Annotated in this window: 23 protein-coding genes; 9 read left to right on the top strand and 14 right to left on the bottom strand. The window is 46.3% G+C overall.

Annotation, left to right across the window (positions count from 1 at the left end; genetic code table 11):
* Window positions 1-2: 2 nt before the first annotated feature.
* From coaBC to ABXT70_RS00360, 3 genes are all read right to left on the bottom strand, one after another.
* Window positions 3-1,202 carry a bifunctional phosphopantothenoylcysteine decarboxylase/phosphopantothenate--cysteine ligase CoaBC gene (gene coaBC, locus ABXT70_RS00350; RefSeq protein ID WP_443641195.1) on the bottom strand — a complete coding sequence of 400 codons (1,200 nt, stop codon included), beginning with the start codon at window positions 1,200-1,202 and terminating at the stop codon, window positions 3-5.
* Between the two features lie 75 nt (window positions 1,203-1,277).
* The gene (locus tag ABXT70_RS00355; protein ID WP_443641196.1) at window positions 1,278-1,418 is read right to left on the bottom strand and encodes a CBS domain-containing protein; all 141 of its coding nucleotides are present in this window, start codon (window positions 1,416-1,418) and stop codon (window positions 1,278-1,280) included.
* 306 nt (window positions 1,419-1,724) lie between these two features.
* Entirely contained in the window at window positions 1,725-2,795 is a 1,071-nt protein-coding gene (locus ABXT70_RS00360) for a cobalamin-independent methionine synthase II family protein (protein WP_443641197.1), read from the bottom strand.
* Between the two features lie 205 nt (window positions 2,796-3,000).
* On the opposite strand from ABXT70_RS00360, the gene mutM reads away from it, so the two are divergent.
* Entirely contained in the window at window positions 3,001-3,813 is an 813-nt protein-coding gene (gene mutM / locus ABXT70_RS00365; protein ID WP_443641198.1) for a bifunctional DNA-formamidopyrimidine glycosylase/DNA-(apurinic or apyrimidinic site) lyase, read from the top strand.
* A 30-nt stretch (window positions 3,814-3,843) separates the two neighbouring features.
* Here the strand turns inward: mutM and ABXT70_RS00370 are convergent, their stop codons facing one another.
* The 9 genes from ABXT70_RS00370 to lptM all read right to left on the bottom strand — a co-directional run bounded on the left by ABXT70_RS00370 (window position 3,844) and on the right by lptM (window position 10,315).
* Window positions 3,844-4,092: a YfhL family 4Fe-4S dicluster ferredoxin gene (locus ABXT70_RS00370; RefSeq protein WP_443641199.1), complete on the bottom strand. Its 249-nt coding sequence runs from the start codon at window positions 4,090-4,092 to the stop codon at window positions 3,844-3,846.
* A gap of 53 nt (window positions 4,093-4,145) precedes the next feature.
* Window positions 4,146-4,634 (bottom strand): pantetheine-phosphate adenylyltransferase, encoded by a 489-nt coding sequence (gene coaD, locus ABXT70_RS00375; protein ID WP_443641200.1) that lies wholly within the window; start codon window positions 4,632-4,634, stop codon window positions 4,146-4,148.
* Between the two features lie 128 nt (window positions 4,635-4,762).
* Window positions 4,763-5,761 (bottom strand): glycosyl transferase family protein, encoded by a 999-nt coding sequence (locus ABXT70_RS00380; protein ID WP_443641201.1) that lies wholly within the window; start codon window positions 5,759-5,761, stop codon window positions 4,763-4,765.
* A complete protein-coding gene (locus tag ABXT70_RS00385; RefSeq protein WP_443641202.1) occupies window positions 5,751-6,449 on the bottom strand; it encodes an HAD family hydrolase in 699 nt (232 codons plus the stop codon). The genes ABXT70_RS00380 and ABXT70_RS00385 overlap by 11 nt, the downstream gene beginning before the upstream one ends.
* Window positions 6,442-7,380: a tyrosine recombinase XerC gene (gene xerC, locus ABXT70_RS00390; RefSeq protein ID WP_443641203.1), complete on the bottom strand. Its 939-nt coding sequence runs from the start codon at window positions 7,378-7,380 to the stop codon at window positions 6,442-6,444. The genes ABXT70_RS00385 and xerC overlap by 8 nt, the downstream gene beginning before the upstream one ends.
* A gap of 1 nt (window position 7,381) precedes the next feature.
* Window positions 7,382-8,095: a DUF484 family protein gene (locus tag ABXT70_RS00395; RefSeq protein ID WP_443641204.1), complete on the bottom strand. Its 714-nt coding sequence runs from the start codon at window positions 8,093-8,095 to the stop codon at window positions 7,382-7,384.
* Window positions 8,092-8,922, bottom strand: coding sequence for a diaminopimelate epimerase (gene dapF / locus ABXT70_RS00400; protein WP_443641205.1), 831 nt, complete (start codon window positions 8,920-8,922; stop codon window positions 8,092-8,094). The genes ABXT70_RS00395 and dapF overlap by 4 nt, the downstream gene beginning before the upstream one ends.
* Window positions 8,923-8,936: 14 nt before the next feature.
* Window positions 8,937-10,190 (bottom strand): diaminopimelate decarboxylase, encoded by a 1,254-nt coding sequence (gene lysA, locus ABXT70_RS00405; RefSeq protein ID WP_443641206.1) that lies wholly within the window; start codon window positions 10,188-10,190, stop codon window positions 8,937-8,939.
* 11 nt (window positions 10,191-10,201) lie between these two features.
* On the bottom strand, window positions 10,202-10,315 hold the full coding sequence (gene lptM, locus ABXT70_RS00410; RefSeq protein WP_443641207.1) for an LPS translocon maturation chaperone LptM: 114 nt from the start codon (window positions 10,313-10,315) through the stop codon (window positions 10,202-10,204).
* 139 nt (window positions 10,316-10,454) lie between these two features.
* Here lptM and cyaY point away from each other — a divergent pair, with 139 nt between their 5' ends.
* Window positions 10,455-10,793 (top strand): iron donor protein CyaY, encoded by a 339-nt coding sequence (gene cyaY / locus ABXT70_RS00415; protein WP_443641208.1) that lies wholly within the window; start codon window positions 10,455-10,457, stop codon window positions 10,791-10,793.
* Here cyaY and argH read toward each other — a convergent pair.
* Window positions 10,790-12,193, bottom strand: a complete 1,404-nt coding sequence (argH, locus tag ABXT70_RS00420) for an argininosuccinate lyase (protein ID WP_443641209.1) — start codon at window positions 12,191-12,193, stop codon at window positions 10,790-10,792. The two genes, cyaY and argH, sit on opposite strands and share 4 nt — an antisense overlap.
* A gap of 664 nt (window positions 12,194-12,857) precedes the next feature.
* Between argH and ABXT70_RS00425 the strand changes: the two genes are divergently transcribed.
* Complete coding sequence (locus ABXT70_RS00425) at window positions 12,858-13,754, top strand: thermonuclease family protein (protein ID WP_443641210.1); 897 nt, start codon at window positions 12,858-12,860, stop codon at window positions 13,752-13,754.
* Here the strand turns inward: ABXT70_RS00425 and ABXT70_RS00430 are convergent.
* The gene (locus ABXT70_RS00430) at window positions 13,751-16,273 is read right to left on the bottom strand and encodes a penicillin-binding protein 1A (protein ID WP_443641211.1); all 2,523 of its coding nucleotides are present in this window, start codon (window positions 16,271-16,273) and stop codon (window positions 13,751-13,753) included. The two genes, ABXT70_RS00425 and ABXT70_RS00430, sit on opposite strands and share 4 nt — an antisense overlap.
* 97 nt (window positions 16,274-16,370) lie before the next feature.
* On the opposite strand from ABXT70_RS00430, the gene ABXT70_RS00435 reads away from it, so the two are divergent.
* The 6 genes from ABXT70_RS00435 (at window position 16,371) to ABXT70_RS00460 (ending at window position 22,756) form a co-directional block, all read left to right on the top strand.
* The gene (locus tag ABXT70_RS00435) at window positions 16,371-16,997 is read left to right on the top strand and encodes a hypothetical protein (protein WP_443641212.1); all 627 of its coding nucleotides are present in this window, start codon (window positions 16,371-16,373) and stop codon (window positions 16,995-16,997) included.
* Window positions 16,991-18,268, top strand: coding sequence for a hypothetical protein (locus tag ABXT70_RS00440; protein WP_443641213.1), 1,278 nt, complete (start codon window positions 16,991-16,993; stop codon window positions 18,266-18,268). Before ABXT70_RS00435 ends, ABXT70_RS00440 begins: the two co-directional genes overlap by 7 nt.
* Window positions 18,265-19,443: a secretin N-terminal domain-containing protein gene (locus tag ABXT70_RS00445; protein ID WP_443641214.1), complete on the top strand. Its 1,179-nt coding sequence runs from the start codon at window positions 18,265-18,267 to the stop codon at window positions 19,441-19,443. Before ABXT70_RS00440 ends, ABXT70_RS00445 begins: the two co-directional genes overlap by 4 nt.
* Before the next feature lie 106 nt (window positions 19,444-19,549).
* On the top strand, window positions 19,550-20,065 hold the full coding sequence (aroK, locus tag ABXT70_RS00450; protein WP_443641215.1) for a shikimate kinase AroK: 516 nt from the start codon (window positions 19,550-19,552) through the stop codon (window positions 20,063-20,065).
* Window positions 20,066-20,110: 45 nt separating this feature from the next.
* Window positions 20,111-21,220, top strand: a complete 1,110-nt coding sequence (gene aroB, locus ABXT70_RS00455) for a 3-dehydroquinate synthase (protein ID WP_443641216.1) — start codon at window positions 20,111-20,113, stop codon at window positions 21,218-21,220.
* Window positions 21,221-21,232: 12 nt separating this feature from the next.
* Window positions 21,233-22,756: an AAA family ATPase gene (locus ABXT70_RS00460; RefSeq protein WP_443641217.1), complete on the top strand. Its 1,524-nt coding sequence runs from the start codon at window positions 21,233-21,235 to the stop codon at window positions 22,754-22,756.
* The last annotated feature ends 181 nt before the right edge of the window (window positions 22,757-22,937 follow it).

The raw sequence follows: 22,937 nt of genomic DNA on the forward strand, positions 1-22,937 counted from the left end.
GCCTAGTGGGGAATTCTGGTAATGGCCGCTATGAGTTGGCGAGCCAATTGATGTTTGGATAATAAGGGTAAATCCTCTACACCACCAGAGGTGATTAAACTGACTTGGTTATTATCACTATTAAACCCAATGTCAGTATTAGAAACGTCATTAGCAATGATCATATGCACACCTTTGCGCTTCAGTTTGTCTTGCGCATGAAGGATTAAGTCTTGGGTTTCTGCAGCAAAACCAACGTGAATTACATGGGGGTGTTGGTTAGACATGGTGGTCAATATATCTGGGTTTTGGGTCAGTTCTAAGGTTAATCCATGATCTGCATTTTGTTTCTTAAGCTTTTGCTCTGACGCAATGGTAGGGCGATAATCAGCCACTGCTGCCGTAGCAATAAAGTAATCCGCACTCGAACCCGTTTTAAGGCTGGCCTCAAGCATATCTTGAGCGCTTTCAACGGCAACAAATGTAACGTCTTCAGGCTGTGCCAATTGAGTAGGGCCGCTAATAAGAATCACTGTTGCGCCCTGATCTCTTGCGGCTTGTGCCAAAGCGTAACCCATCTTGCCCGAGCTATGGTTGCTGATGTATCGCACGGGATCTATGGCTTCTCTAGTGGGTCCTGCAGTAATCACCACAGTCTTACCGTCTAATAGGCCTTGGCTAAACTGCGCTTTAACAGCGGCTAACAGTTCGTTAGGTTCGAGCATACGACCAGCACCAATATCCCCGCAGGCTTGCTCACCTTCTGCTGGGCCGTGTATTTGCAAGCCTCTGGCTTGCAGTGTTTGTAGATTATCTTGGGTGGCTTGGTCTTGCCACATGGCTTGGTTCATCGCCGGTGCCAACAGCACAGGTGCATCCGTCGCCAAGCATAGGGTAGTAAGCAAGTCATTGGCCTGGCCTTGGGCTAAACGCGCCATAACGTTGGCGCTAGCAGGGGCAATGAGTAATAGATCTGCCCATCTGGCAAGCTGTATGTGCCCCATGCCTGCTTCGGCTTGAGGATTAAGCAAGTGTTGATGAACCGGGTTGCCAGACAAAGCTTGTAGGGTTAGTGGGGTAATAAACTCTATAGCGCCAGAGGTCATAACTACTTGAACTTGGGCCCCTGACTTTATTAGCAGCCGTACTAGCTCTGCACTTTTATAGGCCGCTATGCCGCCACTTATGGCAAGGATGATATGTCTGTTGTTGAGGCGGCTCATAGGGCGATATAACCAATAAATGGAGCAAATATTAGCTGTCTACTCTAGCATAAATAAAGCCAAGAACTCATTAGCTTAATCGCAATCCTTATAAATGAAATCATTCACGGCACGCAGAATATCCTTGCGGCTAACCTGGCCAATGAGCTTGCCGTCTTCAACCACAGGAATACGGCGCCTTCCACAATTGATAAATTGTTCTGCTACGGCAATCATGATCCGGGTTCACGTAGGGGAGCCGCATGAAAGTTGGCACACCAGTAAAACGAGCAAGTTCCATTGCAGAAATGGGCTGAAAAAAGGGATCAGCATCATAGTTCATCACAGGTCCTAATTTGTTTTTACTGGCATTGTTATTTTTTCAAACATAACTAGTTAAATAGTAGGTACAATCCCAATCTCTGGAACTCATGAGGCGTTTTTAGCTGTATGGTCGCCACATTATAGTGATGCCTAAGTGCACTTGAAGCTTACAGCAGGCGATAGTTTTTTTTAATCTGTTAACAAATCTTCTACTCTTTTCTAGACTATTGCCGCCGCTTCACACATTACCCTCAGTTTGTCTTCCGCCAACTGCGCTGGTAACAAGCCAAGCCCACAGTCAGGTGCTACTATTAGGCGGTCTCTATCAATGTGATTTAATGCAGAACTCAGCCTTTCAACAACTTCCTCAACCGTTTCTAGGGTGCTGGACGCAATTGCTAATGAGCCAAAGATAACAGTTTTACTTTCAAATTTCTCCAATAATTCTAAGTTGTTACAGCAATGCTTATCTTCAATGGAAATTTGATCAAAGGCAGCCTGATCAATAGCCTTACTAAGCTGATAGTAGCTTAAAGGGTCAGCTTTTTTATAATCAGCATCGTCTAAATGGTCTGGATAACCACAACACATGTGTACAATTCTAGTAACCGACTTTGGTACTCCATAAAAACATCTTTCTAGACCTTCCATACCGAAGTCTAGGGCGTCTTTGACTGAACGGGCAAAAAGTGGTTCATCAATTTGAATATGCTTACATCCAGCCTCTACAAGCGCTAAGACTTCTTTATTAATTGTTTTGGCGAGGGCTGTGTTTAGTTTGGGGCGATCATTGTAGAAACAGTCGGCAGTAGTATCCATGATTGTTAAAGGTCCAGGTAGTGTAAACTTTACTGGTCTTGAACTGACACCTTGGCTCGCGATATAGTCGTGGGCACTATAATTTTTAACAGAATGCAGAATCGGACCCCGAATGGCGGGTAAATCTGTTTCATATGCACCATCCCGAAGGACACGATGTTCCAAACTGTTGAAGTCAAAACCACCTAGGTGCCTACAGTGGTAATGAATATAATTTTCCCGACGCACTTCGCCATCTGTTGGAATTGAAATTCCTGCACGGATTTGAATTTCCAAGACCTCCTGGGCTGCGCGTATAAATAAATCTTCATGCGCATCTTTATTTTTTTCAATATCTTTTGAATATTGATAAGTTGTCTCAGCAGTATTCATTCCGCCTGTTTCCTTAGCCAAATCGAACCAATCGCGGACAGGGACGTAGTTTGGCTTAGGGAAGGCGCCAATTGTGGTGGTAATCAGAGACGGTTTCATTTTTCACCCTTTGATAGTTTGATTGAAGCTTTAAATAGTAAATTTGTTATTTCAATTTATTCCTGATCTGCCTGTAACAATAACCTTTTCATGGACACTGTCAATAAGGTTGGATGAAAATGGTCTTCTAGGCCATTGAAATGATGCATGTTTCGTGGCTTGATAGGCACTAATTGTATGCTAGTTAACTGTCTGAGAATCGTTGATGCCAGAGTTGCCAGAAGTAGAAACCACCCGTGTGGGCATTAGTCCACATATCCAAGGCCAAACCTTACACCAGGTTGTAGTTAGAGACGCCCGTTTGCGTTGGCCGGTGCCCACTGACTTAGCCGCCAATGTGGAGGGTAAACCTTTACGCCGAGTGGTGCGGCGAGGCAAGTACCTGCTATTTGAATTTGATCATGGTGCTATTATTGGTCATCTTGGTATGACAGGCAGCATGCGTATTGTGAATCATGAGGAACCTCCGGCATACCATGATCATGTGGATTTAGTGTTTTCAGGAGTTACCCTCAGGTATCGAGATCCACGCCGATTTGGTTGTATCTTATGGCAAGAGAACCCAGTAATGGCCCATGTCTTGCTAGCCAGTTTAGGGCCGGAGCCATTGTCCGATGAGTTTGATGTGGCACATTTATTGAGGGCGTGTAAAGGCAAAAAACAAGCAATTAAGAGCTTAATAATGGACGGTAAGCAGGTGGTTGGGGTGGGTAACATCTACGCTAACGAAGCGCTATTTATGGCAGGTATTCATCCACATCGACAAGCAGGTCGGATTTCGGCTGAGCGTTTAGACCGACTGGTGGTATGTTGCAAGCAAGTGTTGTCGGCGGCGATAAAGCAGGGAGGCACCACTTTGCGGGATTTTGTGGACAGTGAAGGCAAGCCGGGTTATTTCAAACAACAGTTACAAGTATATGGTCGAGCAGGCCAAGCATGTGTAACTTGTGATCAGCATTTAACAGAAAGCCGCTTAGGGCAGCGCAGTACAGTGTATTGCAAGCGCTGCCAGCGGTAGAAATCTTGCCATGAGCAAGGGCTAACCCAACTAAGCGGCCGTCAGTTGAATGTACTTGTCCATAAGTTGATCTTGAGACTCAACGTTGTCTGGGTCTTTAGGGATACAATCTACTGGGCAAACTTCCACGCACTGAGGCTCATCGTAATGGCCTACACACTCAGTGCACTTATTCATGTCAATTTCGTAGATTTCTTCCCCTGGTGAGATAGCCTCATTGGGGCATTCCGGTTCACACACATCGCAGTTGATGCAGTCGTCGGTAATAATTAAAGACATGTTACTTTTCCTATTTATACGCCACGTGATCTTGTTAAATGCGTTGGCAATGCTTAATTACTTGAGTTGCTCAAATGTTGCCTGAGTTCTTCGGCCACCAACGGGTGGACAAACTGTGACACATCGCCACCTAAGGAAGCGATTTCCCGTACTAGGGTTGATGAAATGAAAGAGTGTTTTTCCGCAGGGGTTAAAAACATACTTTCTACATCAGGCGCCAGCACACGATTCATTTTAGCCAACTGAAATTCGTATTCAAAATCCGACACGGCTCGCAAGCCCCGTAGAATAATATTTGCTCCTTGCTTGGTCAGGAGCTCTGTCAATAAACCGGAAAAACCGATAACAGTAACATTGCCCAACGGCTCTGTAATAATGCGCGTCAATTCTACGCGCTTCGCTAAGTCTAACATAGGTCGTTTTGTTGGGCTTTCAGCCACTGCAACAACCACTTCTTCAAACAGCTTAGAGGCCCTTTGAATAAGGTCAACGTGCCCGTGTGTTACTGGATCAAAAGTTCCTGGATAGATTGCTTTGTTCATGCAAATACCACCTTATTTTAACCCCTGCCTAGAACTATTAGCCTCAAAACAGCGGAATACTAAATGAATTATATAAACGATACAACAAAAATAATATAGTTATAAGAAACTAATTTATTATAACTATATTACATAAGTCGTCGATTTCTACTTTGCCACCAATTTGTTGCCAGTTGAGTTGCGTCTGGTTGCTCTTTTGCCTTGCCTAAAAGCACCAAACAACTGGCCAAAGTACTAATAACTGCTGCCTCACCATAGGCGTCTTGCTGCTCGTCTCGCCATAGTAGCTGTAGGCGTTGTGGGTCTAGCTGCTGTTCTTGGGTATCACGCTTGGGAAGTTGCCGCTGCCATATTTGGCTACTGCTTGTTTGTGCATCCACCCACTGTAATTCACACTCATTATCGGGGCGTACTTCAGCTTCGCCTCCGTCACCGCGAATGGTCAAACTACGGGGGTGTTTTAATAACATGGCCGTTTGTTGATGCAGTGGGCCATAAGCAGGATGAAACACCCCGTCGATAGTATGTTTTGCGGCCAATGGATTCAGCAACCGAGTTAACGTATGAACTGGCGAACGTAAACCAAAAATAGCGCGTAAGCTAATGATATGGTTTAGCGGTGGGCTTAAGTGTTGTAGGCTCATAAAGCTAAAGTTGCCGTTGCGTAATTGGGTTTCAACTTGATGCCAATTATTGGCCACCGGTAAACCTAACTGTTGCAATACGTCTTCACTATAGATGCGCCCGTGTGTATGGCCCTTAGCGCCATGCATAAACACCTTAACGCCTTGGCCCGCCAAGGTGAGAGCAGATAGCAAGAACCATGGTAAATGGCGCTTTTTGCCTGCATAACTAGACCAGTCTATATCCACTTCAATACCAGACACCTGGGCAGCTGAATAATTATGGAAATGACGTACGGCTTCTACAAACCCTGCTAGTTCCGCTGGCGTTTCTTCTTTTAGCCGCAGCAACATTAAGAAAGCGCCTAGCTGCTCTGGCTCTACCTGCTGCTGCAAGATCATACCCATGGCATCACGGGCTTCGTCTTGGCTAAGTGAGCGGCTGCCGCGTTTGCCCTTTCCTAGGGCGCGGACGTATGGCGCAAAGGAGTGTTCAATGGCCATGAATGTTTGCCACGGCAGCGCCAAGTTGGTCAAGGTGGCGGATTTCCGCGCAGGCCTCAGCTTGCCGAGCAGGCCAAGATTTTTGTTCGGGGTTCATCCAGATAGTGCGCATGCCGGCGGCTTGGGCACCAGCAATGTCATGCTCTGGATGGTCGCCAATATGGATAAAATGTTCAGCACTAAGGCCCGTGTGCTTGAGTGCTCTGGCAAAAAAATCTGGGTGTGGCTTACTCACACCAAGCTGGGCGGAGTTAAAATAGAAATCAAATAAGTGAGCTATGCCCACCTGTGCTAAATCGGCATTACCGTTGGTGAGGGCACCTATTTGGTAGTTTTGCCTAAGGGCACTGATTTGGGTTTGAGTACCGGCAAATAGCTCTACGTCATTGCGAGCAGCAAAATACACTGTAAAAGCCTGTTGGGCCAACGTATTGGCAGTGTCATAACCACAGCGCGATAGCCCTAGTTGGATCAGCGCAACACGAATCTGGCTCAAGTCATGTACTAGATGAGGGTTGTCGGCAACAATTTCGTCTCTTAGCTCTTCGATACCCTGATTATCATAAGCTTGGCTAAACTTAGGCGTATGGTGGTTCATCCACGCCAGCATACGCTGGTTGGCCTTTTCAATCACTGGGGCAATGGCCCATAAGGTGTCGTCTAAATCAAAGGTAATAACTTTAATCATGGTCAGGTTTCTCTTTGAATTGAGGCTTGGCTTGGGCGCGAGGGTGGGCTTTATCATATACCTTGGCTAAATGTTGATAATCCAAATGAGTATATACCTGGGTGGTACTAATGTTGCTGTGGCCAAGTAATTCTTGCACCGCCCTTAGGTCTCCACTGGACTGTAATAAATGGCTCGCAAAGGAGTGACGCAGCATGTGAGGGTGTATATGTTGGCCATGAGCAGCCGCCATCTTAGCCATGCGCATTTGAATGCCGCGTACACCCATACGTTGGCCGCGGTGATTAATGAACAAAGCATTGGCGTCTAGGCATTTCAACTGCGTACGTTGTTGCAGCCAAAATTTAACCGCCGCAATAGCCTGGCGGCCAATAGGTAATTGGCGTGTTTTATTGCCCTTGCCTGTGACTATTAGGCTGGCGTCCGTCACATCAATATCGAAAACGTTAAGGCTAGCAAGTTCTGCGAGACGTAAACCACAAGAGTAAGTCAGTTCAACCATGGCTTTGTCTCGCATCGCCATAGGGTCGTCCGATGCAATGGGGGTATTAAGGACTTGGCTGATTTGATCTGGATCTAAACTGTTGGGCAATTTGCGCGGCAACTTGGGTGCTTGAATCCCTTCTACAGGATTAAGCTTAACTAGGCGTTGTTGTAACAAATAGGTGAAAAAACTACGCCAGCTAGACAGTATCCTCTGAATACTTTTAGGTGCTAAGTTGGCCTTTCTGGCTGCAATCATAGCAGCGCGAATAGTGTCTGCTTGGGCATCAGCCCAAGTGCAATGCCCATGGTTTTCAAGGGTGTATATGAGGCGCTGAATATCTCTCCGGTAAGCGTTGATGGTGTGATTCGAATATCGCTTGTTATAGGCCAAATAATCTAGGTATTGTTGCACTATCGAGTTAAGGGGAGCGCTGGTATGTGCCATATTAGGCCTGAATACGGCCTAGGCAGCGGCCGGTAACTGCGGCCACATGGTTTAGAAACAAAGTGTCGAGCTGGTCGCTGTAATGATCAGCAGCATTACTTGCAATGATCAGCACCCCTAAAACGTTATCGTCCAGATACAAGGGCACAATAGCGCTAGACTTGAGTTTGTCATGGTCAGGGAAAAGGTGTTCCATAGCAGCGCCTTTAAATGTCTGACAATACGCCCAGTTCTTGGACGCTAACTTTTGGATGTTGGCGTAATAGGGATTTTGGTCTAGTGTTTTAGCACTGCTCAAGCTGGGATGGTTGTCAGTGGCCTTGAGGGAAGAAAATAATGCTAAATGTACAGCGTCTGCGTGAAATTCCTTAGTGAAGCTAACTTTCAAGGACTCTGTGAGAGCATTAAGATGGGTCGCCGCAGCTAATTCTATAACCAAACGTTTAGTTTTTTCAAACTGTACATCGTTGCGCCGCGCTGTGGTTAAAATATCAGAAATTCTTTCTGCATAGCCTTCCATCTTGCCACGCATGACTTGAGTTTGGCGCTCAATGAGTGAGGTTGCTTGGCCACAATCGTGGGCCAATTCGATATCGGCCAAAAGGTCTAAGTGTTGGCTAAAAAACCCAGGGTTTTGGCGCAAGTAGTTGGCAACGGCATAAGCGTCTACCGGCTCATCTTTGGTGGTCACAGTGTTGCAGTTGATTTTGCTCATAGCTTAATTTGACCTTCGTACACATGGGTGGTGGGCCCGTTCATCATAAGGTGGTGACCTGGGCCTTGCCAATCTATTGTTAGGTCTCCACCAGTGAGGTGGGCAGTGACTTTAGCATCCAGCAAGCCTTGTTGCTGGCCAGCTACCACTGCCGCACATGCGCCTGTTCCACAAGCTTTGGTTTCACCAACACCACGCTCGAATACGCGCAATTTAATGGTATTACGATCAATAATTTGCATAAACCCAATGTTAGCTTTATTGGGAAAGCGAGGATGCTGTTCTAGCTTAGTACCTAATTCAACTACTGGGGCTGCATCCACATCATCAACTATCATTACCGCGTGGGGGTTGCCCACGGATACAACACCAATAGTGTAGTTGTGGCCGTCTTGTTCAAGCGTATAGCTAGGGGCTTGTGTGGGAGCATCAAAAGGCACTTGATCGGGATCTAAAACAGGCTCACCCATATCCACTTCTACCCATTGGTCTTTGAGCATTTTTAACAGCATGCGTCCATTGCTGGTTTGCACCGCGATTTCCCGCTTTCCAGTTAAGCGTTGATCATGCACAAACTTGGCAAAACAGCGTGCGCCATTGCCACAATGTTCAACTTCCGTGCCATCAGAGTTAAAAATACGGTAACGAAAATCGACATCTGGAGATTGTGGTGTTTCTACTAGCAACAATTGATCAAAACCCACGCCAGTATTGCGGTCACCTAAATGGCGAATTTGTTCAGGTGATAAATGCACACGCTGGCTAATAAGGTCAACAACCATAAAGTCGTTACCTAGGCCGTGCATCTTGGCAAAACGTAATAGCATTCTAGCCCTTTCCCTTAACTTTTTGGCAGTAGGCGTTCTCTTGCCCACTGCTGTGATAATTGTTCACGTTCGCCAATTAAGTGAGAACGATTGCCATCAACCATAACCTCGGCGGCACGGTTACGGCTGTTGTAATTAGATGCCATACCAAAACCATAGGCGCCCGAACTACATACGGCTAGCAAGTCACCAGCCTCGATAGCAAGGCTGCGATCTTTACCTAAAAAGTCGCTGGTTTCGCAGATAGGGCCAACAATGTCAAAGTTTTGTACTTGCGCATCTGAGTTTAAATCGGCCGGAATAATGTCCTGCCACGCACTATAAAGGGCGGGGCGAATGAGATCATTCATGGCGGCATCAACGATAGCAAAATATTTGTCTTGATTGTTCTTGATGTATTCTACGCGGGTGAGTAAAACTCCCGCATCAGCACAAATAGAGCGGCCCGGCTCAAACACCAAGGCTAACTCGCGATTACCAAGATGGGCACGGACACGTGCCATTAAGTCAGTGATAGCCGGTGGTTCTTCATCCCCGTAACAAACGCCTAAACCACCACCTAAATCCAAGTGCTCAATGGTGATGCCCTGTGCTGTAATGGTATCAATCAATACAAACAAACGGTCCATGGCGTCAAGGTAAGGCTCAATTGACGTGAGCTGGGAGCCAATGTGGCAGTCTACACCTATCACCTTGATGTTGCTCATGGCGGCGGCTTGGGCATAGGCAGCTGGGGCCTGTTCTATACCAATGCCAAACTTATTTTCCTTTAATCCTGTAGAAATATACGGATGGGTTTTAGCATCCACGTCAGGATTGATACGCAAGGACACAGGTGCTATGCAGTTCATGCTAGCCGCCAAATTTTGTAGGCGCACTAGTTCGGCCTCAGATTCCACATTGAAACAATGCACCCCCACTTCAAGCGCGCGTTGCATTTCGTGGGTTTGTTTGCCCACTCCCGAAAATACAATACGTTGAGGATCACCACCGGCAATAAGCACGCGTTCTAATTCACCTATGGAAACAATGTCAAAACCGGCACCAAGTTGCGCCAAAACATTTAATACGGCAATGTTGCTGTTGGCTTTTACTGCGTAACAAACTAAATGTTCACAGCCCTCTAGGGCTTGACTATAAGCCACATAATTACGCTCTAAAGTATCTCTTGAATAAACGTAAGTGGGAGTACCGAACTGCTCGGCAATATGGCTTAAGTCTATGTCTTCGGCATGTAGTTGATTGCCGCGATATTCAAAATTGTCCATGCTAGAACTCATTAGTTGCTGCTTTGTGCATCGGTTTGCTCAGGGTCTGGAACATACAAGCTACCTGCTTGGCCGCAGCTAGCAAGAGCGAAGCTTAGAGCCAGTACACACATAATTTTTTTCACGTTATAACCACCTTGGTTAACATAGCTGTAATATGGTTAATATTATACCCTTGATTCTCGCCTCTACACTAGCTAAGACCGAAGCAATGCTATACTTTGAGGGCATATTTACCATCCGTCCTTAGCATAAGAGAATAATATGAGTGAAGCACTGTTCCACGAGCGAGTTGATAATTTGTTTTTGCAGGTGGAGGAAATCTTAGATGAAGCACAGAGCGACATAGATTTTGTCAACAGCAGTGGCTTATTAACCATAAGTTGTGAGAATAAAAGTCAGATTATTTTGAGCCGCCAGCCACCTTTGCAACAAATTTGGCTAGCCTGTTTGGCGGGTGGTTTGCACTTTGAACTGGCGCAAGATACGTGGTTGTTAACGACTGATAACAAGCAAACATTTGGCCAGTGTTTAACCCAGGCGCTGCGCCAACAAGCTGATGAAATCCTAGACTGCAGCCTATTAGACAGCTTGCAAGACTAACGCCCACCCACCTTAGCCAAGGCACGTTCTGCCGCAGCTAATACCTGTCCAGGCGCAGTGCCACCTATATGGTCTCTAGCACTTACTGATCCTTCTAAGGTGAGCACATCAAATACGCCTTCGGTGATCAAACCACTAAACCCTTGTAACTCAGACAAACTCATTTCACTGAGGTCTTTGCCAGTGGCAATACCATGGGCCACAGATTTGCCTACCACTTCGTGGGCGTCACGGAAGGCCAGGCCTTTGCCCACCAAATAATCTGCTAAATCTGTTGCCGTGGCAAACCCTTTTAGGGCCGCTGCACGCATTTGCTCGCGCTTAGGTACTAATGCTGGCACCATGTCAGCATAGGCCCTGAGGCAACCCTTTACCGTATCAATGGTGTCAAATAAAGGCTCTTTGTCTTCTTGGTTGTCTTTGTTGTAGGTGAGGGGCTGGCCCTTCATTAGCGTAAGTAAACAAATAAGGTGGCCGTTCACGCGGCCTGTTTTACCACGCACAAGCTCGGGTACGTCTGGGTTTTTCTTTTGTGGCATGATGGACGAACCAGTGCAGAAGCGATCGGGCAGATCGATAAAATCGAACTGTACGGACGTCCACAATATGAGTTCTTCCGAGGCGCGAGACAAGTGCATTAAAATCAGGCTTGCAGCAGCACAAAATTCAATGGCAAAATCGCGATCACTTACGGAGTCTAAAGAGTTCTCTGAAGGGCGATCAAAACCTAGTAATTCACTGGTCATGTGCCGGTCGATAGGATAGCTGGTACCAGCCAAAGCGGCAGCACCTAACGGCGAAATGTTAACACGCTTGCGTAGGTCTTGCAGGCGTTCGTAATCGCGCTGCAGCATTTCATTCCAAGCCAATACATGGTGCCCAAAAGTGACAGGCTGTGCTGTTTGAAGGTGAGTGAATCCTGGCATAATGGTGGCATTTTCAGCCTTAGCTTGGACAATCAAGCCAACCTGTAAGCGACTGATTTCAGTTGAAATAAGGTCTATTTCGTCGCGTAAATAAAGCCGTATATCTGTAGCCACCTGATCGTTTCTAGAACGCCCAGTATGTAACTTTTTACCAGCCATACCAATCTTTGCAGTAAGTGCTGCTTCAATGTTCATATGAACATCTTCTAAAGCCACAGACCAGGTAAAGTCACCTCGTTCAATTTCGATACGAATTTCCTCTAAACCGCGTAAAATGTCATCCCTTTCATCAGCGCTTAGCACCCCCACATGGCACAACATTTTGGCGTGAGCTATAGAACCTTGAATGTCTTGACGGTACATCCGTTTGTCAAAATCTACTGATGCCGTAAAACGGGCCACAAAGGCATCGGTAGGCTCACTAAAGCGGCCTCCCCATTGTTGGTTAGTTGTGGTTTCAGTGGTTTGGCTCATGAGTGTTCCTGTAAGCAATGCTAAGGCGAATGTAGGGTCGCTATTGTAGCGAGGGGCTTGGTCTATAAGCAAGGATTTCGGCTAAGTGGTGTTACTAAGCTAGCAGCACCTTACTTCAACGGCTAATATAAATCCATCACCATTAATCCACCATATTTTGTGAAAATATGTTTTTTACGGATGAAAGCAAAAACGCATCCTGATAACGCCCTGCTGTTACAAATAAGCCAACAGGAGCTCCATCAATTGTTGTCAAAGGAATCAATATTCCTGGTAAGTGCCCGATTCCTACGCACGAGGTCTTAAAGCCGCATATGTTGCTATGTCTTTCACTGCAAAAGTGAGCCCGCCTACCTAATAGGTCTTCTTTATACGGGTTCAAGGTGAACGTTTCAACAAACGTAGCTGAAGACGCAAAGCTCTAAGTATTCTGAATCATGCCATTCCTTAAAACGTAACAGTTCATTTTTTCATTTCGCACACTATTCCAACGCGCTTAAAAGTATAAATGTTTATTTCTGAAATTTAAGCTCGGCTACAAAAAAGAGCGGCTAGCGCTGCTTAATTATATAAACAGGCTATGCTGTATGTATAAATAGCAGGGTGCATTATGTCAGTGTCACGCAAAACAGTTTGTAAGCTCTAGGTAAAAGGTAAAAAGTAGGTGAACAAGAACCCCATGCAGCATATCGCTCGAATATTGCTAATTAGTTTTTACGCTCTAATATTGCTTAAAATTCCCTATGTCTATGCTCAATGCTCTGCCCTGTCTGAGGAAAAAATGCAGCAAGCAGCGCTATGGTCAGGTAAACCTGTGTTTGGTAACACATACAAAGTGCAAAATTGGTATGTGCAAGATGGTGATAGCCTAAGCTTGGCTAATGGTCATCGGCTGCGTTTGGGACAAATTAATACTACAGAAATGGCCAGCAAGGGGCGACCAGAGCAGGCCTATGCGCAGCAGGGTAAGCATCAACTTAAGCAAAAATTACAGCAACAAGCTGCCATTTATTTGCAACTACTGCCGGAGATTAAAGACCACTATGGCCGTTGGTTAGTTAAGCTTTATGACGGTGCTGGATCACCCACGGAGGCGTTTTTGGTAGCCCAAGGTTTAGCTTATGTGATTAGTATGAATGGGCAAGGCGCAGAAGATTGTTTATGGCAGCAAGAAGAAGTGGCGCGTGGGCAAGGCTTGGGCATATGGCAAGCGCCGATATCGCGTGTTCATGAGGCCGCCATGTTAAACCTTAACCAAGGTGGTTTTATGCGCATGGGTGGCGCAGTGACAGATATCAGTGAAAGCCAGCACCACTGGTACATAGGCCTTGGGGGGCAAGTTGCAGTGAAAATCCCCAAGGACGTGCTTGCAACATCTCGTTTCAGGATCAATACCGCTAAACAATTAGAGCAGTGGATTGGACAAACTGTTAATGTTAGAGGTTGGCTTGCGTGGCGCAAGCTTAGTAAAAAGCAGCGTCAGAAAGGTTTTAAGGCTGGTGTTATGAGCATTTATCACTTACATATGCTTGAGCAAACCCCATCAGTGAGCGACAACTAAAATACTTGTTCTGGGCCAGTTTCTTGATCGTTGAGACCATTGTTAGAGCCGTTGCTTTTAGGCAATGCCATTTGTAAAGGTGTGCGTTCTGCGCGGAAGATTTCTTCTACCGCAGAGGGATCTCCAGGCCTTGCTAATTCACCCGTGGTCTCATCAATTTTAATGGTGACCATTTTGTCTGGCTGCTGCCGTTTTGTTTGTGGCACATCTTTTAGGGCTATTTCCATAAAGTCGATCCAAATAGGCAGTGCTGCGGTACTACCAAATTCCTTTTTACCCAAGCTGGCAGGTTGGTCGAAGCCCACCCAGGTGGTGGCTACCATAGAATCTACATAACCAGAAAACCAGGCATCTTTTTGGTCGTTAGTGGTGCCTGTTTTGCCTGCTAAATCATTACGTTTTAATTGTTGAGCCCTGCGTGCTGTGCCTTTTTTCACTACGTCTTGGAGAATGGTATGCATAATATAATTAACCCGTTCATCCATGATACGTGGTGCAATAGGTAAATGAGTGATAGGGCGAACCAGCTCTTTATCACTGGCATTTTGTTGGGCATCTTCTTCATCAAGAGCCTCGTTTAGGGCAACGATGGCAACACTGTTGATGACTGTTGTTTCCACAACATCAGGCTGGTCTAGATTGACTCCATCGTTGAGCCTTACATAGTCGCAGTTAGGGCACACAGTGGTGGGCTGACTTTGGTATAGCACTTTGCCAAAGCTGTCTTCAATACGCTCAATAAAATAGGGCTGAATCTGATAGCCTTGGTTGGCAAAGGTTGCGTAGGCCGTAGCTACGTCAATGGGAGGCACACTGGCACTGCCTAAAGCGAGGGATAAGTTACGTGGCAACTGCTCCGGCTTAAAACCAAAGCGGGTGGCATAATTGATGGCTGATTTGATGCCTACTTCGCGTAAAATCCGGATAGAGACCAAGTTACGTGATTTATAAAGGGCTTTGCGCAACCGCGTGGGACCAAAGAATTTGCCGCTGTAGTTTTCAGGGCGCCATGAATCTTCTAGGCTAGCGTCATTAAATACCACGGGCGCATCGTTGATCAAGGTGGCAGCAGTAAAGTCTTGTTCTAAGGCTGCTGAGTATATAATAGGTTTAAAGTTAGATCCTGGCTGTCGCAGGGCTTGGGTGGCGCGATTAAATTTGCTGTGCAAGTATTCAAAACCACCCACTAAGGCGATCATGGCACCGTCTTTTGGATCTAGGGCAATTAAGGCCCCTTGAGCATCAGGCACTTGGGACAAATACCACACATCGGCATCGGTATAGGCTTGGCGCACTCGAATTTGATCGCCAGGGCTGAGGATGTCGCTAATTGTCTTGGCAGCACTGCCTAGGTGATCTATTGAAATTCGCGGCCTAATCCAACTCATGTCACTAAAGTGAATAGTTACAGTTTGGCCGTAACGTAGCAGCAAGTCTGCAGAGTCTTCGTTAACCTGGCGCACGATAGCAGGCTGTAACGGGCCAAATACAGCGGTCCGATTAAGTAATCGTTCGGCTTCTTCTGCGGTAACGCTTGGGCCGTGATTCTTTTCCACGCCGCGGTATCCGTGGCGTCTGTCATAGGCTAATAACCCTTTCTGTACTGCCAATTGTGCGGCGTCTTGAAGCCTGCTGTCTATGGTGGTGTATACACGATAACCACCGGTATAGACGTCTTCAATGGGGAAGGAATCAAACAACTCACTCCGTACCATCTCAGCTACATAAGACGCTGAAGTTTCTGGTTTTAAACTGTGGAAACGGCCTGTAATAGGTGCGGCAATGGCAGTTTGGTATTGCTCTTCATGGATATAATCTAGCTGTAACATGCGTCCTAATATCCAGTCTCTGCGTATTTTAGAGCGCTCTGGGTTAGAAATAGGGTTGTATCGCGATGGTGCTTTATAAAGCCCTGCTAACATGGCTAATTGTGGTAGATTTAACTCACTAATAGAGCGGCCATAATAAACGTGTGATGCGGCTTCTATGCCATAAGCTCTGTGGCCCATGAACATTTTGTTGAAATACATCTCTAGTATTTGTTCTTTGCTCAGTTCTTGCTCAATCTGAAACGCTAAAAGTATTTCATTGAATTTTCGGATAAATGTTTGATCAAGGGTTAAAAGGTAGTTACGGGCCACCTGCATAGTAATGGTACTACCCCCCCCTTGAATTTTTCCGCCAGCCTGCATCATCCGCACAGCGGCTCTTAAAAGTCCTTTAGGGTCAACGCCATAATGGCTGTAAAAATTTTCATCTTCGGCGGACAATAAAGCATCAATATAAAGTTGTGGTACTTGGTCTATGCGCAGAGGAATGCGGCGTTGCTCACCAAATTCTGAAATAAGTTTACCATCACGACTCAGCACTCTTAGTGGCGTTTGTAGGTGGTAATCCCTAAGGCTATTTACATCGGGTAACCGAGGTATAAGGTAAAGCCAGGTAACCGCTGCAATAAAAAGCGAACCTACGATTCCTAGTATAAAACCCCATTTAAACAGGCGGCGGATTAATGACATGCTATGCTTTAACTCTAGGCAACGATGGGTTTGAACTAAACGACAGAAACGAAAGTATATAAGATCTATTGAATTTCGCCACCCAAGGATGGGATTAATGTTAAAACACTTAGCTAGGCGCAGGATAAAACCCCTTGTTTTGGGTATTGATTGGCAGATTGATAGCTTGCGAATAGTGCTGTTGGGCGGAGCCAATACAACCAATCATCAAGGGCAGCAACAATTGTTAGGTCAATGGCACTTGTCATTGCCCTCGCTTTCGGTCAGCGACCCCATGCGGGAACAAGCTGAGTGGCAAGACTTTATGGCGCAGGTTGCCAGTCTGTTGGGGAATGCGCGCCTACACATTAACGTGGGCATGCCCAATCGGTTATGCAGTTGGTTGCACTGCCCTACAGGACTATTTGAAGGCCCTGCCAATTTAGTAGCCCTGCAGCTGCACTATCAGCGAATGGCTGCTGCAGCGCTCAATATAGAGCCAGTAAACCTGCGTGTTTGCCATGTGCAGCTTTCTTCCAATCTTAGTTTTTTGGTGGTCACTAAGCGCCACTATGATGATCACATAGGGCAGCTGATCAGTAGCTTGCATGACGCTGTTAAAGGGTCTGTTATAGGCTGTATTGAACCTCAAGGTTTGACGAAGGTTTTGGCACCTGCCTTTCTAGACGATGGATACGCCATGGCTTGGTTTATGGCTAATAAAGCAAGGCTGTCGCCATGTTAGTCTGGTATCGGCCTAAGCCCAACGAAGTTAATTTTTTACCCTGGCTAGAACACTACATAGAATGGAGAAGGCGTAAGCGGCTATTTTTGTATAGCTCTGCTCTAGTGGTTATTATGTTTGGTCTGGCAGCCTTTGGGTTGTTGTATTTCAACTTACTTCAACTGCAGGCAAATGTGCAGCGGCAAGTGTTAGAGGAGCTTGAGCAGTTACGGGCACAGCAGCAGCGCTTGTGGTCTGACTCATTAGAGCGGCGCCTCATAGAACGGGATTGGGCCATGCAGGCTCAACAAGAATTCAATGCATGGCTGCCAATGCAAGAGCTGTCCCGATTATTAATGATGCTAGAACCTCAACAACAGCTTGTTAGTTGGCAATGGCAGCCAACTAACTCAGGGCAGCAAGTGGTGTTCACAGTCATGGGACATGGGCAATGGCAACGTTGGTGGCAAGATGCTCTTAAAGTGTGGCCATCTATACACATGGAGGCGCTTGGGCCTGAGGGTGATGGCTGGAAGTTTGAAGCGCGTTACCTGCTAGTGCCGAAACCTTTGTCTGTGCCGTCAGATAACGTTGCTGCAGTACCAGCATCGCAATCTTTTGCCCTACAGCTAACGCCTCAGCCTCTGAGTGTTGGTATTGGAGTAGAGGTTGAGCCTATAGCTTCTATGATCCGTCAAGTTGCAAAATATGGTCAAGGCGTGGAGGTCGTGCGGGGCCAAGGTATGCAGATAAAAATGCGCTTAGACTTTACCCAGTGGGCCAGTTTGGCACCCTTGCCTAGTGCGTCTGGTTGGCGGCTGCAAGGCCTTTCTATTCAGCAAACACCCACTCGGCAATGGCAAGTGTCTATGCAGTGGTTGTCAGATAGTGACATTCTGCCTTCTTATTACATGCTTAGGTTAGCGCCAACTGCTGCGGTTAAAACCAAAATCCATAGGAGCATGCAAAATTATGCTCAAGCATTTCAAACCGAAACCTTGCCCACCCAAACGGCACCTGCCCAAAAGTTATTGGTTAAAATCAACCCAGTCCCTGACAAGCTGCAGCTTGCCAATAGCCTTCAGTTTATTGGCCACAGCCAGCAACAAGGTCACGTGCCAGTAGCTTGGATCAAGTCTTTGCCGAGTGGCAGGTTGTTGCGGGCTGAAGTGGGCCATCAAATTGACGGCTGGTGTGTGTCGTTTATTGGCGCACAGGGGGTTCACCTAACTCAGGGACAGCAGGTGATAATACTAGAGCGGCGCTGCCTTGCAGGAGTTTGTCGAAAATGAATAAAATAAAACCAACGTTGTTTTTGGTGCTACTGCTATCACCATATGTTTGTGCCCAAAAGATCACCATGGATGTACATAAAGTGGCCCTTGTGGATGTGTTGTATGAGCTTGCTGAGGCAGCGAAAATGAATTTGGTGCTGACCCATGCACTGGATTTTGAAGTCAGTGTCGTGCTGCAAGACGTGGATGCAACAATGGGGCTGGCATTAGTCTGTAATAGCGTTGAAGTGGATTGCCAGTTCACTCAAGAAGGATTAGTAGTCGGTGCGGCAACTGATAAATCCAATACAAAAGTATTGCCATTGCACATAGTTAAGCTGAGTTATGGCGAGGCAGACACTATATTGCTTGCTCTACAAAACGCCCAATCGATGTTGTCACCTAAAGGTCAGCTACTGGCAGATAGTCGTAGCCAACAAATTTTTATTTACGATGATGATGCACATGCCGCCACGTTAATAGAAGCTATTAAAAAATTGGATCAGCCACTTAAACAAATGTTGATAGAAGGCCGTATAATGATTGCGAAATCAAGCCTCGGTAAATCCAGCGGTTTGGATTTTATCGGTGGGCTGGGGCCACAAATGGCAGCAGCTACTGCAAAGGGAGGGCAGGTTGGAGTCATGTTTAATCACTTAGGGGGTGGGTTGCAGTTAGGCTTAGTGGGGGCCCATGTAATGTTGAATTTGGAGCTAGCAGCACTGGAGGCCAGTGGGCAGGTGCTGACGTTGGCACAGCCACAGATATTAGTACAAGAAGGCTACTCAGGCAGCATTCAAACGGGTCAAGAAGTGCCTTATTTAGTGGCCACAGATAATGGCCAGCAACAAGAATGGAAGCGTGCGGTATTGGGGTTAACTGTAACGCCGAGGGCATTGCCGACAGATCAGGTGCAGCTAGATCTGTTGGTAGTGCAGGATTCTATTGGTGACTTATTACCTAACGGACAGTTGGCTCTCAACACCCATAAATTAAAAACTCGGGCAGTGGTTGGCTTAGGCCAAACACTGGTATTGGGAGGGGCTCTATATCAACAACAATTGGATAGATTGTTGTCCAGCCCAGCGTTATCGGGGCTGCCCTTTGTAGGTCAGTGGTTTAAGCAGCAAAAGCAAGGGTCTGAGAGGTTTGAACTCTTAGTTTTTGTGACTCCGCGCATAGTTAACCCTTGATTATATTGATGTTAGTCCCCATAATTTAACCGATCCTACCCGGCAGTGAGCATTTAGTGCTTGACGACCGGGTTTTGTTGTTGCTGTTCCTAAAAGGAATTCCATTGTGAATATATTTTTAATTGGCCCAATGGGCGCTGGCAAAAGCACCATCGGGCGTCAGCTCGCACGCGAGCTAAAGCTAGAATTCCTAGATACTGATAGGGAAATTGAGGAAAGATCTGGCGCGGATATTCCTTGGATTTTTGATGTTGAAGGCGAGGCTGGTTTCCGTAAGCGCGAAGCTAACATGATTACCGAGTTAACTGAACACAGAGACTTGGTGATGGCTACAGGTGGTGGTGCGGTAGAGTTAGCTGAAAACCGCCAACATTTGTCAGCACGTGGCACGGTAGTGTATTTATTTGCCACAGTTGAGCAGCAGCTTGAGCGCACATCAAAAGATAAAAATCGCCCATTGCTTCAAACTGAAGACCCAGAACAGGTGTTACGAGACTTGTTTTCTCATCGTCATGCCTTATATGAAGAAACGGCTGACATCCAAGTGGCTACAGGCGCGCAAAATCCACGCTTGTTAGTGGCAGAAATCATTAAACAAATTGAAGCCATTCGCTCCCTATAAGTTATCCAGTCTAACTATAGGCTGCCAAGGGCCAGAGCCATCATCATGACCAGCGCACAACACACATTAACTGTTGATCTAGGTGATCGGAGCTATCCGATTTACATAGGTAGTGGGCTGTTACAGCAACCAGACCTGCTTTACCAACACATTACTGGCCAGCAAGTGATGGTGGTGACCAATAACACCATAGCCCCCCTATACTTACAAACACTGTTAGATGGTTTACAAAGCCTGCAGATCAGCGGCTTGCAAGTAGATAGCTTAGTGCTCGAAGATGGCGAGCAGCATAAACACCTTGATACCGTGAGTTTGATTTTTGATCACTTGCTACAACAACGCCATAATCGCACGACTACACTAATTGCCTTAGGTGGGGGCGTCATCGGAGACATGACGGGTTACGCTGCGGCAGCCTATCAGCGTGGTGTGAATTTCATACAAATCCCCACCACTTTATTATCTCAGGTGGATTCTTCTGTGGGTGGAAAAACTGGCGTTAATCACCCCCTTGGCAAGAACATGATTGGTGCGTTTCATCAGCCTCAATGCGTGATTATTGATACCCACAGCCTACAAACTTTGCCGGCTCGCGAGCTGTCTGCAGGCCTGGCAGAGGTTATTAAGTATGGCCTGATTGCCGAACCAGATTTCTTTACCTGGTTAGAGCAGAACATACATCAATTGCGTCAGTTGGCACCCCATCTAATTAGCCAAGCGATTTATCAATCATGCGCTTGTAAGGCGCGCATTGTGGCCGCTGATGAGCGAGAGCAGGGGCAGCGAGCCTTGCTTAACTTTGGCCACACCTTTGGCCACGCTATAGAAACTGAAATGGGTTACGGCAATTGGTTACACGGTGAAGCTGTAGGCGCTGGCATGGCAATGGCGGCAGATTTATCTTGTCGTTTAGGATGGATTTCATATCAACAGGTGCAACGCATACAAAGTCTGTTACAAGCGTCTGGCTTGCCTTTGTGGGGTCCTGACCAAATGCATGTAGACAGTTACCTAGCGCATATGCAAGTGGACAAAAAAGTGATCGATGGTACCATTCGTTTAATACTGCTTCAGCAACTAGGTGAAGCTATCGTTACTTCAGACTTTGGCAACGATTTGTTGCAGAAAACTCTTAATCAGCCATTGGTAGTATAGGAGACTAGGACTGTGAGCCAGCCCCTACAAAAACCCATCACTAGTGCCAGTCTTAATGCCGCCTACGCTGCTTATGTGCGCCAATTAGACCAACAAGAAGTAACCGATCAAAGCAATAATTTAGTGGATTTTGAATATCAAGCCAAAGCCCGTGGCCGTCAATTAGATACACTATTACATTTAAGTCACTTCTCCGATTACCTAGTGCTGATTAGCGCGCCTTCTGGGGCTGGTAAAACAATATTTATTGAACAGTTTTTGCGTGTTCAGCCCGCCGGCGCTTGTTTTGTCCATTTGGTACTGCAAGAAACCGCTACTGCGCCATGGATAGTGCGTCAATTAGTTCAACAATTACCCCTACAGTTACCTAAGCATGCAAGCCTAGAAGCCAGTATTCTGGCGATACAAGAATTAGCTCAGCAGTTAACATTGCAACAAGAAGTGTTGTTGATTGTAGTGGATGATGCTCAGTGGCTAGACGAAGATGCACTGGAGCTACTGGCTAATTTATTACCTCGTAGTGCAAAGGTAGACTCTCGTCCCCACGTTATTCTTTGTGCAGATCTCAGCGTGGTAGAGAGAATTGAAACTCCTCAGTTTGCCGAGCTTAGGCAAGAACGTTTTTATCATTTAGTTCTTGCGCCTTTTAGCCAAGAAGAAAGTGCCGATTATTTACGCCAACGATTGCAACGGATTGGTATCAACCATGGCCTTGCCCCTATTCAATTATTACAATTACATCAGTTAGCTAAAGGTAATCCCGGGTACCTTAATATGCTGGCTAATAAAGCCCTGAATAAGGGGGGCTTTGTTCAACAGCCAGGGTTGCCCCTGCTGCACATCTTTGCCACTGTGATTGTAGTGTCTATACTGGCGGGCATTTGGTTGATAAATGATTTTTCTGCCAATACTGCTGGGCAAAATAATGTGGCGCCTGATGTTGTAGTTATTGAGCCCATTGTAGAGGAGCCTATGGCTCAGGCGTTGCCGCCATTAGAACCCATAGAGCTGTCACCAGCGCCGAAAAATGTGACTCTAGAACCGAAACTAGAACCGAAACTAGAACCTGAAGTTGAGCTAAAGACAGAAGCAAAAGTTGAACCAAAACCTGAGCCCAAGCCAGAGCCTGAGGTTGAGCTAAAGCCAGAACAGCAAACAGTCGCAATATTACCTGTGCTGGAGCTAGAGCCTTGGCCTAAAGCAACCTCTAAAACAAAGCAGCCCTACAGCTATGGGGCCATGTTAAAATTACCTAGTGATCATTATAGTTTGCAGGTTCTTGGAGCGCGGTTGGAAACGACTCTAGAGGCGTTTCTTGAGGAGACAAATATCATACAACCCCACTACGTTATTAAATTAGAGCGCGGTGGCGAGCCTTGGTACATGTTGCTTGTAGGAGATTATGTAAGCCCTAGCGAGGCCCGAGGTGCGATATCATCACTACCTATGACCTTGCAAAATCAGCAGCCTTGGGCACGGCCTGTGTTAAAAATTCAACAGCAAATTCGTAATAAATTCAACACAAGTGGTGAATAACTTTTACAAATGCAGCGAACGTCGGCAATTGTGTAGGTATTTATCCATCTTATAACCAGAATAGTTTGTTTGCCGCGGTTTTCTCAGGTAGGATGTTTGTCCATTTGTTGATTCAATATACTTATAAGCTCTAATAAGAGTTTCTGATTACAGCAAGTGTCCTACTGATTCTTGTCTCATT

This window comes from Candidatus Njordibacter sp. Uisw_039, from assembly GCF_047730075.1.
Taxonomy (GTDB): Bacteria; Pseudomonadota; Gammaproteobacteria; order Pseudomonadales; family Balneatricaceae; genus Njordibacter.

What these genes read in the sequence shown, in the direction of transcription:
- lysA (WP_443641206.1), bottom strand. Translation starts at nt 10,190, where the DNA reads ATGGACAATTTTGAATATCGCGGCAATCAACTACATGCCGAAGACATA.
- ABXT70_RS00380 (WP_443641201.1), bottom strand. Translation starts at nt 5,761, where the DNA reads ATGGCCATTGAACACTCCTTTGCGCCATACGTCCGCGCCCTAGGAAAG.
- ABXT70_RS00435 (WP_443641212.1), top strand. Translation starts at nt 16,371, where the DNA reads ATGTTAAAACACTTAGCTAGGCGCAGGATAAAACCCCTTGTTTTGGGT.
- argH (WP_443641209.1), bottom strand. Translation starts at nt 12,193, where the DNA reads ATGAGCCAAACCACTGAAACCACAACTAACCAACAATGGGGAGGCCGC.
- ABXT70_RS00355 (WP_443641196.1), bottom strand. Translation starts at nt 1,418, where the DNA reads ATGATTGCCGTAGCAGAACAATTTATCAATTGTGGAAGGCGCCGTATT.
- ABXT70_RS00445 (WP_443641214.1), top strand. Translation starts at nt 18,265, where the DNA reads ATGAATAAAATAAAACCAACGTTGTTTTTGGTGCTACTGCTATCACCA.
- dapF (WP_443641205.1), bottom strand. Translation starts at nt 8,922, where the DNA reads ATGCTATTACGTTTTGCCAAGATGCACGGCCTAGGTAACGACTTTATG.
- ABXT70_RS00395 (WP_443641204.1), bottom strand. Translation starts at nt 8,095, where the DNA reads ATGAGCAAAATCAACTGCAACACTGTGACCACCAAAGATGAGCCGGTA.
- xerC (WP_443641203.1), bottom strand. Translation starts at nt 7,380, where the DNA reads ATGGCACATACCAGCGCTCCCCTTAACTCGATAGTGCAACAATACCTA.
- ABXT70_RS00370 (WP_443641199.1), bottom strand. Translation starts at nt 4,092, where the DNA reads ATGTCTTTAATTATTACCGACGACTGCATCAACTGCGATGTGTGTGAA.
- ABXT70_RS00440 (WP_443641213.1), top strand. Translation starts at nt 16,991, where the DNA reads ATGTTAGTCTGGTATCGGCCTAAGCCCAACGAAGTTAATTTTTTACCC.
- ABXT70_RS00360 (WP_443641197.1), bottom strand. Translation starts at nt 2,795, where the DNA reads ATGAAACCGTCTCTGATTACCACCACAATTGGCGCCTTCCCTAAGCCA.
- cyaY (WP_443641208.1), top strand. Translation starts at nt 10,455, where the DNA reads ATGAGTGAAGCACTGTTCCACGAGCGAGTTGATAATTTGTTTTTGCAG.
- ABXT70_RS00430 (WP_443641211.1), bottom strand. Translation starts at nt 16,273, where the DNA reads ATGTCATTAATCCGCCGCCTGTTTAAATGGGGTTTTATACTAGGAATC.
- coaD (WP_443641200.1), bottom strand. Translation starts at nt 4,634, where the DNA reads ATGAACAAAGCAATCTATCCAGGAACTTTTGATCCAGTAACACACGGG.
- mutM (WP_443641198.1), top strand. Translation starts at nt 3,001, where the DNA reads ATGCCAGAGTTGCCAGAAGTAGAAACCACCCGTGTGGGCATTAGTCCA.
- coaBC (WP_443641195.1), bottom strand. Translation starts at nt 1,202, where the DNA reads ATGAGCCGCCTCAACAACAGACATATCATCCTTGCCATAAGTGGCGGC.
- ABXT70_RS00385 (WP_443641202.1), bottom strand. Translation starts at nt 6,449, where the DNA reads ATGATTAAAGTTATTACCTTTGATTTAGACGACACCTTATGGGCCATT.
- aroB (WP_443641216.1), top strand. Translation starts at nt 20,111, where the DNA reads ATGACCAGCGCACAACACACATTAACTGTTGATCTAGGTGATCGGAGC.